This is a genomic window from Streptococcus mitis (assembly GCF_946188615.1).
Classification (GTDB): Bacteria; Bacillota; Bacilli; order Lactobacillales; family Streptococcaceae; genus Streptococcus; species Streptococcus mitis_BZ.
On the sequence record NZ_CAMHVK010000005.1, the window covers coordinates 106,232 to 119,074 of the forward strand.

18 protein-coding genes are annotated in these 12,843 nt (G+C 41.8%); 11 read left to right on the top strand and 7 right to left on the bottom strand.

The features are described from left to right. Nucleotides 1-4: 4 nt before the first annotated feature. From OCF95_RS06335 to nrdR, 4 genes are read right to left on the bottom strand one after another with little or no spacing between them, the layout of a single operon-like run. Nucleotides 5-718 (bottom strand): NADPH-dependent oxidoreductase, encoded by a 714-nt coding sequence (locus OCF95_RS06335; RefSeq protein ID WP_033684854.1) that lies wholly within the window; start codon nucleotides 716-718, stop codon nucleotides 5-7. Continuing rightward, nucleotides 715-1,611 carry a primosomal protein DnaI gene (dnaI, locus tag OCF95_RS06340; RefSeq protein ID WP_203213450.1) on the bottom strand — a complete coding sequence of 299 codons (897 nt, stop codon included), beginning with the start codon at nucleotides 1,609-1,611 and terminating at the stop codon, nucleotides 715-717. Before dnaI ends, OCF95_RS06335 begins: the two co-directional genes overlap by 4 nt. Continuing rightward, nucleotides 1,612-2,781, bottom strand: coding sequence for a DnaD domain protein (locus tag OCF95_RS06345; protein ID WP_125456398.1), 1,170 nt, complete (start codon nucleotides 2,779-2,781; stop codon nucleotides 1,612-1,614). Continuing rightward, the gene (nrdR, locus tag OCF95_RS06350; protein WP_001203672.1) at nucleotides 2,782-3,255 is read right to left on the bottom strand and encodes a transcriptional regulator NrdR; all 474 of its coding nucleotides are present in this window, start codon (nucleotides 3,253-3,255) and stop codon (nucleotides 2,782-2,784) included. It lies immediately after the preceding gene. Between the two features lie 139 nt (nucleotides 3,256-3,394). On the opposite strand from nrdR, the gene OCF95_RS06355 reads away from it, so the two are divergent. The 4 genes from OCF95_RS06355 to gggC all read left to right on the top strand — a co-directional run bounded on the left by OCF95_RS06355 (nucleotide 3,395) and on the right by gggC (nucleotide 6,930). After that, nucleotides 3,395-3,760 (top strand): GntR family transcriptional regulator, encoded by a 366-nt coding sequence (locus tag OCF95_RS06355; RefSeq protein WP_000119149.1) that lies wholly within the window; start codon nucleotides 3,395-3,397, stop codon nucleotides 3,758-3,760. Nucleotides 3,761-3,764: 4 nt separating this feature from the next. Further along, nucleotides 3,765-4,460, top strand: coding sequence for an ABC transporter ATP-binding protein (locus OCF95_RS06360; RefSeq protein ID WP_020903239.1), 696 nt, complete (start codon nucleotides 3,765-3,767; stop codon nucleotides 4,458-4,460). A 15-nt stretch (nucleotides 4,461-4,475) separates the two neighbouring features. Then, a complete protein-coding gene (locus OCF95_RS06365) occupies nucleotides 4,476-5,243 on the top strand; it encodes a hypothetical protein (RefSeq protein ID WP_020903238.1) in 768 nt (255 codons plus the stop codon). 139 nt (nucleotides 5,244-5,382) lie between these two features. Next, complete coding sequence (gggC, locus tag OCF95_RS06370; protein ID WP_261105089.1) at nucleotides 5,383-6,930, top strand: streptosactin export ABC transporter GggC; 1,548 nt, start codon at nucleotides 5,383-5,385, stop codon at nucleotides 6,928-6,930. 51 nt (nucleotides 6,931-6,981) lie between these two features. Here gggC and OCF95_RS06375 read toward each other — a convergent pair whose 3' ends face one another. Together OCF95_RS06375 and OCF95_RS06380 are read right to left on the bottom strand one after the other, a co-directional pair. Continuing rightward, complete coding sequence (locus tag OCF95_RS06375; RefSeq protein WP_261105090.1) at nucleotides 6,982-7,677, bottom strand: LrgB family protein; 696 nt, start codon at nucleotides 7,675-7,677, stop codon at nucleotides 6,982-6,984. Further along, nucleotides 7,674-8,048 (bottom strand): CidA/LrgA family protein, encoded by a 375-nt coding sequence (locus tag OCF95_RS06380; protein WP_000781325.1) that lies wholly within the window; start codon nucleotides 8,046-8,048, stop codon nucleotides 7,674-7,676. The genes OCF95_RS06375 and OCF95_RS06380 overlap by 4 nt, the downstream gene beginning before the upstream one ends. Before the next feature lie 283 nt (nucleotides 8,049-8,331). On the opposite strand from OCF95_RS06380, the gene OCF95_RS06385 reads away from it, so the two are divergent. The 7 genes from OCF95_RS06385 (at nucleotide 8,332) to queF (ending at nucleotide 11,880) form a co-directional block, all read left to right on the top strand. Continuing rightward, on the top strand, nucleotides 8,332-8,712 hold the full coding sequence (locus tag OCF95_RS06385; protein WP_261105091.1) for a MarR family winged helix-turn-helix transcriptional regulator: 381 nt from the start codon (nucleotides 8,332-8,334) through the stop codon (nucleotides 8,710-8,712). Nucleotides 8,713-8,811: 99 nt separating this feature from the next. After that, nucleotides 8,812-9,033, top strand: a complete 222-nt coding sequence (locus OCF95_RS06390) for a DUF4649 family protein (RefSeq protein ID WP_000570256.1) — start codon at nucleotides 8,812-8,814, stop codon at nucleotides 9,031-9,033. Nucleotides 9,034-9,048: 15 nt separating this feature from the next. Next, nucleotides 9,049-9,363, top strand: coding sequence for a thioredoxin (gene trxA, locus OCF95_RS06395; RefSeq protein ID WP_001029581.1), 315 nt, complete (start codon nucleotides 9,049-9,051; stop codon nucleotides 9,361-9,363). Nucleotides 9,364-9,564: 201 nt separating this feature from the next. After that, on the top strand, nucleotides 9,565-10,218 hold the full coding sequence (gene queC, locus OCF95_RS06400; protein ID WP_000828768.1) for a 7-cyano-7-deazaguanine synthase QueC: 654 nt from the start codon (nucleotides 9,565-9,567) through the stop codon (nucleotides 10,216-10,218). Beyond that, nucleotides 10,218-10,661, top strand: a complete 444-nt coding sequence (queD, locus tag OCF95_RS06405; protein ID WP_214615062.1) for a 6-carboxytetrahydropterin synthase QueD — start codon at nucleotides 10,218-10,220, stop codon at nucleotides 10,659-10,661. The genes queC and queD overlap by 1 nt, the downstream gene beginning before the upstream one ends. Then, the gene (gene queE / locus OCF95_RS06410; protein ID WP_261105092.1) at nucleotides 10,654-11,370 is read left to right on the top strand and encodes a 7-carboxy-7-deazaguanine synthase QueE; all 717 of its coding nucleotides are present in this window, start codon (nucleotides 10,654-10,656) and stop codon (nucleotides 11,368-11,370) included. Before queD ends, queE begins: the two co-directional genes overlap by 8 nt. 18 nt (nucleotides 11,371-11,388) lie before the next feature. Beyond that, nucleotides 11,389-11,880, top strand: coding sequence for a preQ(1) synthase (queF, locus tag OCF95_RS06415; RefSeq protein ID WP_000082587.1), 492 nt, complete (start codon nucleotides 11,389-11,391; stop codon nucleotides 11,878-11,880). Between the two features lie 57 nt (nucleotides 11,881-11,937). On the opposite strand, the gene OCF95_RS06420 is transcribed toward queF, so the two are convergent. Then, a complete protein-coding gene (locus OCF95_RS06420) occupies nucleotides 11,938-12,606 on the bottom strand; it encodes an MIP/aquaporin family protein (RefSeq protein WP_125456396.1) in 669 nt (222 codons plus the stop codon). Nucleotides 12,607-12,843: the final 237 nt, after the last annotated feature.

Genomic DNA, 12,843 nt, shown 5'->3' on the forward strand with positions numbered 1-12,843 from the left:
CTTTCTACAATAACTTCTTCTGTTCAAGATTTTTTCTAGTTGAGCTTGGTTCAGCTTGACCAAACTGTTCTGCTAAGCGCTGACTCCAACTTGTGGTCGCACGCGCCCCAGCATAGTCAGCCTGTACACGGTCGTAAGCCTCAATCACATCAACTGTTTGTTCCTGATATTCTTCCTCAAATACTACTTGATTCAATGGCAAGCGAGGTTTGACTTCATGTTCTTCATTTGGAAGACCTAGTGCCATCCCAAAAACAGGATAAGTATAGTCAGGCAAATTAAAGAGTTCTGATACTTCTTCTGACTTGTAACGCACCAAGCCAATGATGACACCGCCATAGCCCAAACTTTCAGCTGCCAGCAGGGCATTTTGACCAGCAAGGGCCGCATCGACCGAACTAATCAAGAGGCCTTCCACACCTTGAGGTTGGAAGGTGTCAGTATGAAGTTGAGCTCCCTTTTCAGCTCGGTTCAAATCTCCGACAAAGAGAAGGAAAACAGCAGATTGGCGAATGGCTTCTTGAGGCACCAATTCATACAAGGCATCTTTCTTTTCTTGACTTCGTACCACAATCACAGAGTAGGATTGAAAATTCTTCCAAGACGAGGCCATTTGCGCTGCTGTCAGGATTTCAGTCAAGTCTTCCTGAGGGATAACTTGCTCCTTAAATCTTCGAACAGATTTATGAGCTTTCATCAGTTTAATCGTTTCTGTCATCGACGGTTTACTCCTTCTAAACGAGTCTCCTCTGCCAAATAACGGATGCGTTCCATGACGCGTCTGGCTTCCCAGGTTTCGTCATTTCCATGTTTCCCTTTAGCAAAATGCTGCTCCAATTCTTCAAAGTTGAAGTTGGAGGTGAAAAAGGTCGGTAAATTTTCCTGCATCCGATATTGGAGAATGACTTGCAGGATTTCATCCCGCACCCAAGCTGTTGATTGCTCGGCACCAATATCATCTAAAATCAGGACTTCAGAAAGCTTAATCTCATCCACCAAGGTCTTGACATTGCCATCACCGATAGCATTTTTGACATCGATGACAAAGCTAGGATAGTGGAGAAGAGTGGAGGAAACACCACGTTTTTCTGATAAATCATGGGCTAAGGCAGCCACCATGAAACTTTTACCCACACCAAAGTCTCCATATAAGTAAAGACCTTTTCGCATAGCTGGATATTGCTCCACGAAGGCTAATAGCTTTTCAAAAACTGGCAAGCGCCCCAAATCATCCAAATCTACTTGAGCTAAACTAGCTTTCTTAAGACTGGCTGGCAGATTGATTAACTTGAGACGATTCTTAATAGCCGCTTCTTTTTCCGCTGCGATTAGTTCAGGAGTTTCTTCATAAGAAACGTCCGCATAACCATGATTCATAACCAAAATCGGCTTGTAGCCTTTGGCAATATAATCCGTATCCCCACGTAGAAACTTGTCACGCTCGGTAATGTACTGGTTAAATTTGGAGATACTGCGATTCAATTCCTCTGGGCTGAGGGATTCTTGCTGGATAAAGGCCGCAACATCAGGGTCCTTCATGATTTTCTGGACCAAATCTTGATAATGAAAACGGCTAGGTTGACGCTTGAGTACGTCTCCGACACTTTCCATCTAATCTCCTCCTTTTTCTAATCGAGCTAATAGTTCTTGTTTCTTACGTTCTAGTTCCAGACGAGTTTCCTCGCTGGTTTCATTCTTATAATCTGGATTGCTCCACTTGGGTACATTGGACTTAGCAGGACCGGGTTTACTGCCTTTTTGAGCCTGACTCTTCTGCCCACGCTCACGGATTCGCATGACTGCTTCTTCTGCCGAATGAATCTTTTGATAGGCATAGTCATTGGCTACTTTCATGGCATATTTCTCGTTGATGTTTGCCGAATCCACCTTATTAAAGGTCAATAAGAGAATAATATTAATAACTTCGTCCAGCAAGCCCAAACCAGCCATTTGTTGCAAGAGTTCTCTTTCTGTTTGGGTAATGGTCCCCTTGCGTGTCTGCTTGATTTCTGCTAAGAACTGCAGGGCCGTTTTACTTTTGGCTTCTTTGATAATGGTCGTTTCCTTAGGACTAAAGTCAGAGGAAACAGGTTTTTGAGCGATTTTCTCCCGCATGCGTTTGGTTGAAATAACTTGGGAAACAGCTGTTGACTTAGCCAGTTGATAGGTCTCAAACCAAGTCCATTTCTTCTCCTCAGCAATGGCAAAGAGGTTTAAGACATCGGACTGCTCATCCGCAAAGCGAAGCCCATCTCGAGCCATAAGCTGACGAAAATGGTCCAAGTCAAAATCGTTGGCCACTTTCTTCTTGAGACCAAGGTCTTCTTGACTTCCCAGCTCTGCCAAATCTGGAAAGACTTGATTGAGTGAGACAGGTATTTCTTCTCCCTCAGCACTTTCAACTTTTAAATCCTCCACAGCTGCATCGCCAATCTTTTTCTCCAAAAGTCTGCGATAAACAGGATGCTCCAAGAAATCTTGACTTGAAAGAGGAGCCTGGATAACTATCTGATAGGTATCACCCTTTTGATAGAGGGTCAAGAGATTAAAAGCAGATAGGATTTTCAAAGATTTTAAAAGTCTGTCCATCCCAAAATTGAGATGATTGAGAATGCTTGAAAAAAGGTATTCCTTTCTGCCATTATCCCAAAAACTAATCGTATAAAGATAAAGGCTCAGTGCCTCCTGACCGATAATCGGGAGGTAGCACTGTACCAGAGATGAGGTATCTTGCGACACCCGATTATTCTTTAGATAAGAAAAACGGTCAATTGGCTTCATTTATCTTTCCTTTTTCTTTTTAGAGGACTGGGTGATTTGTTGGAGCAAGCTCTCTAACTCACTGACATCCTTAAAACTACGATAGACACTGGCAAAACGTACATAGGTAATCTCATCTAACTCAGCCAACTCCTCCATGACGAGTGAACCAATGTCCTCACTTTGAATTTCATTTTCATTTCGACCACGGAGTTTCTGTTCGATACGATTGACTACCATGTTAATTTCATCACTTGACACAGGACGTTTCTGGGCTGAGCGGATAATCCCATTAAAGATTTTATCTCTGGAGAATTGTTCCCGTGTGCCATCTTTTTTAACAACCACCAAGGTTCTTTCTTCTACTCGTTCGTAGGTTGTAAAACGGTGTTGGCATTCATCGCACTCACGTCTTCTACGAATAGTGTTCCCTTCTTCTGCTTGGCGACTATCGATAACACTTGACTTGGTAGCCCCACATTTTGGACAACGCATCCTTTCCCTCCTTATCGTTTTCTTTTCATTATACCATTTTTTAAACGATTCCCAAAACAATTCTTCTTTTTGCTTGACAAGTTTTTTGTTTTGTTGTATTATTTAATTAAGACAAAGAGATAAAAGAAAGGAGACCAAGATGTCCTGGACATTTGACAACAAAAAACCCATCTATTTACAGATTATGGAGAAAATCAAGCTTCAGATTGTTTCCCATACACTGGAACCCAATCAACAACTTCCAACCGTGAGAGAGCTGGCTAGCGAGGCCGGTGTCAATCCAAACACCATCCAAAGAGCCTTGTCAGACCTCGAACGAGAAGGATTTGTCTACAGCAAGCGCACAACTGGACGATTTGTGACTGAAGATAAAGAGCTGATCGCCCAATCACGCAAACAATTATCGGAAGAAGAATTGGAACACTTCGTTTCCTCCATGACCCATTTTGGCTATGAAAAAGAAGAACTACCAGGCGTAGTCGGCGATTATATTAAAGGAGTTTAAGCCTATGTCATTACTAGCATTTGAAAATGTATCCAAATCTTATGGAGCAACCCCAGCCCTTGAAAATGTTTCTCTTGACATCCCCGCTGGAAAAATTGTTGGTCTCCTTGGGCCAAACGGTTCAGGAAAAACAACCCTGATTAAACTAATCAACGGCCTCTTGCAACCAGATCAAGGACGTGTCCTGATCAACGACATGGATCCAAGCCCAGCAACCAAGGCTATCGTAGCTTATTTGCCGGATACGACCTATCTCAATGAGCAAATGAAGGTCAAAGAAGCCCTAACCTACTTTAAGACCTTCTATAAAGATTTCAATCTTGAACGCGCCCATCATCTGCTTGCAGATCTGGGCATTGATGAAAATAGTCGTCTCAAGAAACTATCAAAAGGGAACAAGGAAAAGGTCCAACTAATTTTAGTTATGAGCCGTGATGCTCGTCTCTACGTTTTAGACGAACCCATTGGTGGGGTGGACCCAGCAGCCCGTGAGTATATCCTCAATACCATTATCAACAACTACTCCCCAACTTCTACCGTTTTGATTTCTACCCACTTGATTTCTGATATCGAGCCAATCTTGGATGAAATTATCTTCCTCAAAGATGGAAAAGTCGTTCGTCAAGGTAATGTAGACGATATTCGCTATGAGTCAGGTGAATCCATTGACCAACTCTTCCGTCAGGAATTTAAGGCCTAAGCAAAGGAGATTATTATGTTTTGGAATTTAGTTCGCTACGAATTTAAAAATGTTAACAAGTGGTATTTAGCCCTTTACGCTGCCGTGCTAGTTCTTTCCGTTCTCATAGGAATGCAAGTACACTACTATAATTATGTATCTTTCAAAGATAGCCAACCTGTCTTACTTTTCTTTCTGGCTCTCGTCTTTGGTGGATTGATGATTACACTTGGGATTTCAACCATTTTCTTGATTATTAAACGATTCAAAGGTAGTGTCTATGACCGACAAGGCTATCTGACCTTGACCTTGCCAGTTTCTGAACACCATATCATCACAGCCAAATTAGTTGGAGCCTTCATTTGGTCTATCCTTAGCTCAACTGTACTAGTTCTAAGCGCTTTTATTATTGTTACCATAACGGTTCCAGAATGGATATCAAATTCTGAGTTGATTCCACTTGTAGGAACATTCCTTCCTCAACTCTCTCTTATGGGGGTATCCTTCCTACTAAATACCATCTCAGGAATCCTCTGCATCTACTTGGCTATTTCCATCGGACAACTGTTCAATGAATACCGTACCGCACTCGCTGTTGCAGCCTACATTGGTATCCAAATCGTCATTGGATTTATTGAAGTCTTCTTCAATACCAGTACTAACTTCTATATTAATTCACTTGCAGGATTTAATGATAATTTCTATATGGGAGCAAGCGTAGGCATTGTTGAAGAACTCATATTCATAGCTATCTTTTACCTCGGAACCTACTATATCTTGAAAAACAAGGTTAATTTGCAATAATCTTAGAGTCTAGCGACAATAACTCGCTAGACTTTTTTCGTTCTCAGGACTTACATTTTTAATATGAAGTATTTAATAAAAAAGAGTATAATAACTTTAAAATTGATTACATGTATATCGATAAGGAGGGCAACTCTTTATGCTGAAAAGATTTGTTACTAAGAAGCACCTCATACTTTACTTCTTTTCTATTGCCATTACTTGGCTGGAAGCAATTATCACACCAGCCCTTGTTCAAAATATTGTTGCTAGTTTTACCAATCAAGAACTAGGCCTTCTTTGGAAAGTTTTGATTTTAGGAATCCTTGGTAATCTCATCCTCTTACTGGGTTTGGCTGGGAAACGTTATTACTACGCTCGTTTGATTACTGACTTCAAATATGGAATCAAGAGTGCTATTTTCAAGCGATTTTTAAACAGTTATGAGATTGATGAAAAAGATATCTTGTCCGACCTAGAAAACGACGTCAAGCAACTAGAAGAAAACTATATTGAGCCAACGATCATCATCATTTCTTCTCTGGGCTTTACCACTGTGTCCATTCTCTATGCCCTATGGACCAATTTTTACCTGGGCTTGATTTTCATCCTCTTCTACTCCTTTCCTGTACTCTGCAGTGCTATCGGATCAAAGCGTTTGGATTCACTTTCTGAAAAGCGGTCCACTGTTAACCAGAGCTACTTAGCAAGCTTGACAAATTTTATTGGTGGTAGCCAACAAATTCGCCATTATCAGGGGCAAGACTACTTTTTTGCTCGCTATCAAAAGCAATTACAAACCAGTCTAGATACCGAAATTAACTATGAAAAGCAACGAACTTTAAACAGTCTCTTGATCAATAGCATCGATGCCTTTTGTTCTGTCACACCAATCGTCATCGGTGGCTTTATGACCTACTATAATTATTTAGATGCGGCGAGTTTTGTGGCCATCTATCTAGTTTCCCATAATATCGGCTATCAATTCCAAGAGTTGGCTTACTTTACCAACACCCGAAAAGCTACTCGAACTCTTCTCAACAAATACCAAGAACTTTTGGGCCAGTCTGACTCCACCTCTCCTAGAAGCATAGAAAATATTTTCCCTATCCAACTTAACACCATCTCCCTTGAAAAAGATGGGAATATCCTCTTATCTCCGATTTCCATACACATCAAGCAAGGAGAAAAAATCGCCATTATCGGGGAAAGTGGCTCTGGTAAGACGACACTACTCAATATCATTCATGGAGAAGAGATACCAACAAGTGGACAGATTAGCTTTGCTGGTCAGAACCTGTCACGTCAAGAAATCACGAGCATTAGTTCCTATATCCTCCAAGATATCCATTACTTTGATACGCTATCTCTGGAAGACAATATCCTTCTGGGACTGGATAAAAAACAAGAGACTTTAAATCATATCCTCAAAAAAACAGGATTAGAACATTTGAAAAATCGCCCCCTCAGTAATGACAGTCTATCTGGTGGCGAGAAACAACGCCTAGAAATTGCTCGCGCCCTCTACCACGATAGCCAACTCATCTTAGCAGATGAGATTAAGGCCAATCTTGACTCGGAAAATAGCAGAAAAATTAGCGACTTGCTCTTCTCCCTACCTCAAACAGTTATTGAAGTCATTCACCACTACACAGAAGAAGACTTAAAACACTATGACCAAGTCATTCACTTAAGTAAAGAAAAGTAATAGTCTATAACATACGATTTTAAAAAGCAAGGAACTCAAATTCCTTGCTTTTTAACTCAATATCAAACTGGCTACAATGGGGCTGACAAAGACATAGAGAATACCAGTGACACCGATAGCCAAGCCACCCATGGCTCCTGCTACAGAGCCGTATCGAAAGGCTGTTCCTGTTCCGACTGCATGCCCTGTTCCTCCGAGGGAAAGCCCGACTGCTACTGGATCGTCAATTTTCATCCACTTCAAAAGGGTTGGGCCGATAACACTAGTCAAAATTCCAGTTGCCACTACGACAACCAAGGTCACGGTGGTCAAGCCTTGCAATTTTTCTGTAATTCCCACTGCCATAGCGGTTGTCACTGACTTAGGAAAGAGAGAAATGGCTAGGAAAAAGTCCATGTCAAAGATTTTAGCCACAAGAGCTGTGAAAGAGGTATTGACCACTACCGCTAACAAACTACCAAAGAGAATACTCCGAGCATGATGCTTCATCAAGTGAAAACTCTTATAAAGCGGAATCCCTAGAGCCACTGTCGATGGGACAATCAAGTTATTCAGATAAACTCCACCTTGATAGTAATCTTGGTAAGAAATCCCCGTCACCTTTAGAAAGATGATAATGAAAACAGCTGACAAAAGCAGAGGAGTTGTCAATGGATGGGGAAAACGTCTATAAATCAGCATTCCCACTAGATAAGCTAAGATAGACAGGGCAAGCCCAAACAGGGGATTGGAAACAAATTCACTCATTTGGCATCTCCTTTCTCATAATCTCCCTCAAACCGTCGCTTGATAAACTGAACAACCAAAGCAATAAGGATAATATTGATGACAGCCGCAAAAAAGACAATCAAAACGATAGGCAAGAGATAGGGAGCAATCACATCAAACTTCTCCATGATTCCCACTGCTGGCGGTAAAAAGAGAATGGTCATATTGGCCAGCAAGAAATTTCCCACCATGTTGACATGTCTGGTTCTCAGCCACTTGAACTGTAAGGCTAAAAACAAAATAATTAAACCGATAATACTGCCTGGGATGGGCAAATGAAAGAAACTGGAAATTCCCTCTCCGATTAGAGAAATCACAAAGAGAATCATTAATTGAACATATAATTTCATCCTAAACTCCACGAAATAGACTTCTTGCATACCAGTTTACTCTTTTTTCAGAAAATTTCAAGGAAATGCACAAGAGTTGATGAAAATTAGAGAGGAAAGGGGATACAGGCAATTACAGACTAGTGAAAACAGGCCTAATTTAGGATAAAAGATTTCAGCGTCCTTCTTGCCAGCCTTCTTGAAAAGTAGTATAATCATTGCATGCGCAATCATCTTGTGATGCAGAGACTGTTCGTGAATGGACATTCTTCTATGTTATAACTTTAAAAAGAAAGGAGATACTATGACCTACTTGGAAAAATGGTTTGACTTCAATCGTCGTCAGAAAGAAATTGAAGGTCTCTTAGAAGAGACCATTGCCCAGCAGAGTGACCAAAGTCTGACCTTGAAAGAGTTTTACCTACTCTACTATCTGGACTTGGCCCAAGAAAAATCTCTACGACAGATTGATTTGCCTGATAAACTTCATCTGAGCCCGAGCGCTGTTTCTCGGATGGTGGCTCGCTTAGAAGCTAAAAATTGCGGTCTACTCAGTCGTAGGTGTTGCGATCAAGATAGACGCTCTAGTTTTATCTGCCTGACAGGTGATGGGCAAAAGACACTGGCCTCGCTACAAAAGGCTGTCGAAGAAAGCTTGGAAACTGGTTTGGATTTCTTAATTTAAGATGATTTTAGAAAAAAAGTTGCGTGCGCAATCATTTTTCTTGACATTCTCTTTTACAAAGAGTAAAATAAAGTCATCATTAAACAAAGGAGTTTTAAAATGATTGAAATTACTTATCTAGATGCCAGCAAGAACGAAAGAACTGTGACTTTCGAGTCTTATGAAGATTTTGATCGTTCACAACAAGCTTGCCTTATCGGCGTCGCAGACTACTACCCCGTCCAAAAATTAACTTACAACGGTCATGATTTGGACTATCATGGGACTTATGGAGATGTCTTCTTCTATCTCATGAAACAAGATTTAAGCCAATATAACTAAAAAAGGAGAAATACAATGGCAAAAGCAATTACAGATGCAACATTCGAACAAGAAACAAAAGACGGTTTGGTCTTGGTAGACTTCTGGGCAACTTGGTGTGGTCCATGTCGTATGCAAGGTCCAATCTTGGATAAATTGTCTGAAGAACTTTCAGAAGATGTTTTAAAAATCGTTAAAATGGACGTTGATGAGAATCCAAACACAGCTCGTGCTTTTGGAATCATGTCTATCCCAACTCTTCTCTTCAAAAAAGACGGCCAAGTGGTGAAACAAGTTGCTGGTGTTCACACAGCAGAACAAATCAAGGCCATCGTTGCTGAATTGAGCTAATCAAACGAGAGACCAAGTACTTGCTTTGGTCTCTTTTTTCTTGCCCTTTGCCATTTTTCAAAAAATATGCTAGACTGTATGTAGAATATTACGATGTTTGGGACATGCCATCGCTAAAAAAAACCTTGACTTGGTATTTTTTAGCTCCCTCAAGGGAGCTTTTTGCGTGCTCTGAACATTTCCCATTTTGGAAGGAGTACTATGAAACGTCAATCAGCCTTGGTCGTCTTTAGTGGCGGTCAAGATTCTACAACCTGCCTCTTTTGGGCTAAAGAACACTATGAAACGGTCGAAGCCGTTACCTTTGCCTACGGCCAACGCCATCATCTCGAAATTCAAGTTGCTAGAGAAATCGCTAAGGAACAGGGGATTCGTCATCACATCCTAGATATGTCTCTGCTGGGGCAAATCACTGAAAATGCCCTGACCTCTGATCTGGAAATTGAGCAAAAAGAGGGAGAGGTTCCCAATACCTTCGTTGATGGTCGTAACCACCTCTTTCTATCCTTTGCGGCAGTTCTTGCCAAACAACGTGGCATTAAAGACATAGTGACAGGTGTCTGCGAAACAGACTTCTCAGGCTACCCCGATTGTCGAGATGTCTTTGTCAAATCCCTTAATGTGACACTCAACCTTGCCATGGATTACGACTTTGTTATCCAAACACCTCTCATGTGGCTGGACAAGGCTGAAACTTGGGAGTTAGCCGATCAACTCGGTGCCTTTGACTACGTTCGTGAAAAGACCTTGACCTGCTACAACGGGATTATTGGAAGTGGCTGTGGAGATTGTCCAGCCTGCCACCTACGTCAGCATGGTTTAGATGTTTATCTCTCACAGAAAGGAGAGGCCTAATGTTTTTTGCACCCAAAGAAATCAAACAGGAAACTGGAGAATCTCTTGTCTACAATCCTCACAGATCCTTGGTATCAAAAGAGTTTACTTTCGACGCTGCCCACCACCTCTTTCACTATGAGGGAAAATGCAAATCCCTTCATGGTCACACCTATCATCTGCAGATTGCTGTCAGTGGATTTTTAGATGAGCGTGGCATGACCTACGATTTCGGAGACATCAAAGCTATTTACAAGAACTACTTAGAGCCCCACTTGGATCATCGCTATCTCAATGAAACTCTGCCTTATATGAACACGACTGCCGAAAATATGGTTTACTGGATTTTTCAAACTATGAGTCAAGAGTTGCCAGACGAGCGTGGTCTTCGTTTGGAATACGTTCGCCTCTATGAAACTCCGACTTCCTTTGCGGAGTTTAGACGGGAGTGGTTAGATGACTAGGGAACGTGTCCTCAAACTACCAGTTCTGGAAATTTTTGGCCCAACCTTTCAAGGTGAAGGTCGTGCTATCGGACAGAAAACCATGTTTGTCCGCACTGCTGGTTGCGACTACCACTGCGACTGGTGCGATTCTGCCTTTACTTGGGATGGTTCTGAAAAACCAACTCGCATGACGGCTGACGAGGTCATTGCTGCCTTGGATAAATTGGGGAGCTACGACTACGTCACCCTATCTGGGGGAAATCCTGCTATCCTAGCAGCCAACATGGCTGAATTGGTCACTAAACTCAAGGAACGTGGTGTCACTCTGGCTGTTGAGACCCAAGGCTCCCGCTGGCAAAATTGGTTAAAAGACATCGACCAGGTCACTCTGAGTCCCAAACCTCCTTCATCCAAGATGGAAGTCAACTTTGAGACCCTGGACTTTATCGTTTCCCAACTTGATCCAGATAAGGTCACCTTTAAAATCCCTGTCTTTGACGATGCAGATTTGGCCTTTGCCAGAGGCATACAAGAGCGCTACCAACCAGATGTCCTCTTCTTATCGGCTGGAAATCCTGAGCCCAAGGCTAGAGGCAATATTATCCAAGACCAACTAGACCGTCTCAAAGAACTCTGGGAACGCGTCGCTGCCGACGATAGCTGGGGCAATGTCCGCGTCCTTCCTCAACTCCATACCCTCCTCTACGATAACAAACGTGGTGTTTAAAATTAGAAAGAAAAAATCATGTCACAACAAGAAGAAATGAAAAACCTCAGCCTACTAGGCAACAAAGAAACCAACTACATTTTCGAGTATCAACCAGAAGTCCTCGAATCCTTTGACAATCGTCATGTGGAAAATGACTATTTCATCAAATTTAACTGTCCTGAATTTACCTCACTTTGCCCAATCACTGCTCAGCCAGACTTTGCGACTATCTATATTTCCTACATCCCTGACAAGCTCTGTGTGGAGTCAAAATCCCTCAAACTCTACCTCTTTAGCTACCGAAATCATGGAGATTTCCACGAAAACTGTATCAACACCATCGGGAAAGACTTGGTCAACTTGCTAGACCCTCGCTATTTAGAAGTCTGGGGAAAATTCACTCCTCGCGGTGGCATCTCAATTGACCCCTACTACAACTACGGTAAGCCTGGAACTAAGTATGAAGGCTTGGCAGAACAACGCCTCTTCCAACACGACCTTTATCCAGAGAAAATTGATAACCGTTAAACTCATACGAAAAAGCCCTGTTCCTCAAAATGAGGAGCAAGGCTTTTTGAATTTCAATTATTCTTCTGTCCCAAGGAAGTTTTTCGCAACGAGGGCTGCAAGAACACCACCAACGATTGGCGCAAGGATGAAAATCCAAACTTGTTGAAGAGCTGCGCCACCTACCAAGACAGCTGGTGCCAAGCTACGGGCTGGATTTACTGAAAGCCCAGTGATATTCAATCCAACAAGAATCATCGCCATCAAGGACAAACCAATTACCAAACCAGCAATCGCGCCATTTCCCTTGCTTGCTGATGTCACAGTCATGATAACCAAGACAAACAAGAAAGTTGCGATGACTTCAAATAAGAAACCACCAAAGACAGTGACACCGTTTGCCAAGGCATTTTCACCAAGACTAGCAGTTGACATGCCTGAGTTAGCCAAGAGGAAGAATACCGCAGCTGACGCAAGGAAAGCTCCAACAACCTGACCAAGGATGTAGTTGACAAGCTCTGAAGATGACAAACGTTTGTTTACAAACATAGCGATCGAAACAGCTGGGTTCAAGTGAGCACCTGAAACAGTTCCGATTGAGTAGGCTGCAACTACGATTGCCAGACCAAAGGCAAAAGCAATTCCAAGGTGTCCAAGACCATCAAGACCATTTCCAAAAACAACAACTCCTGTCCCAACGAACACAAGCATGAACGTACCGATTAACTCAGCAACAAATTTTTTCATTTTTTTCAAAAACTAGATACTAGTCTATCAAAAGAGGGAAAGTGTTTCAAGAAAATTGATTGGAAATTTTCGGGATAAAATTCTATAAAAACGGTAGTGTTTATTTGAAACATTTTTTCTAAAGTTATATACTATCAATATAGTTCTAATAAGTTATTTATTCCCTAATTTGAACTAATTTTTACAACTTTGCTGTTCTTTTATGAACGTTTGAATGGTATCGTGGATACCAAGGAG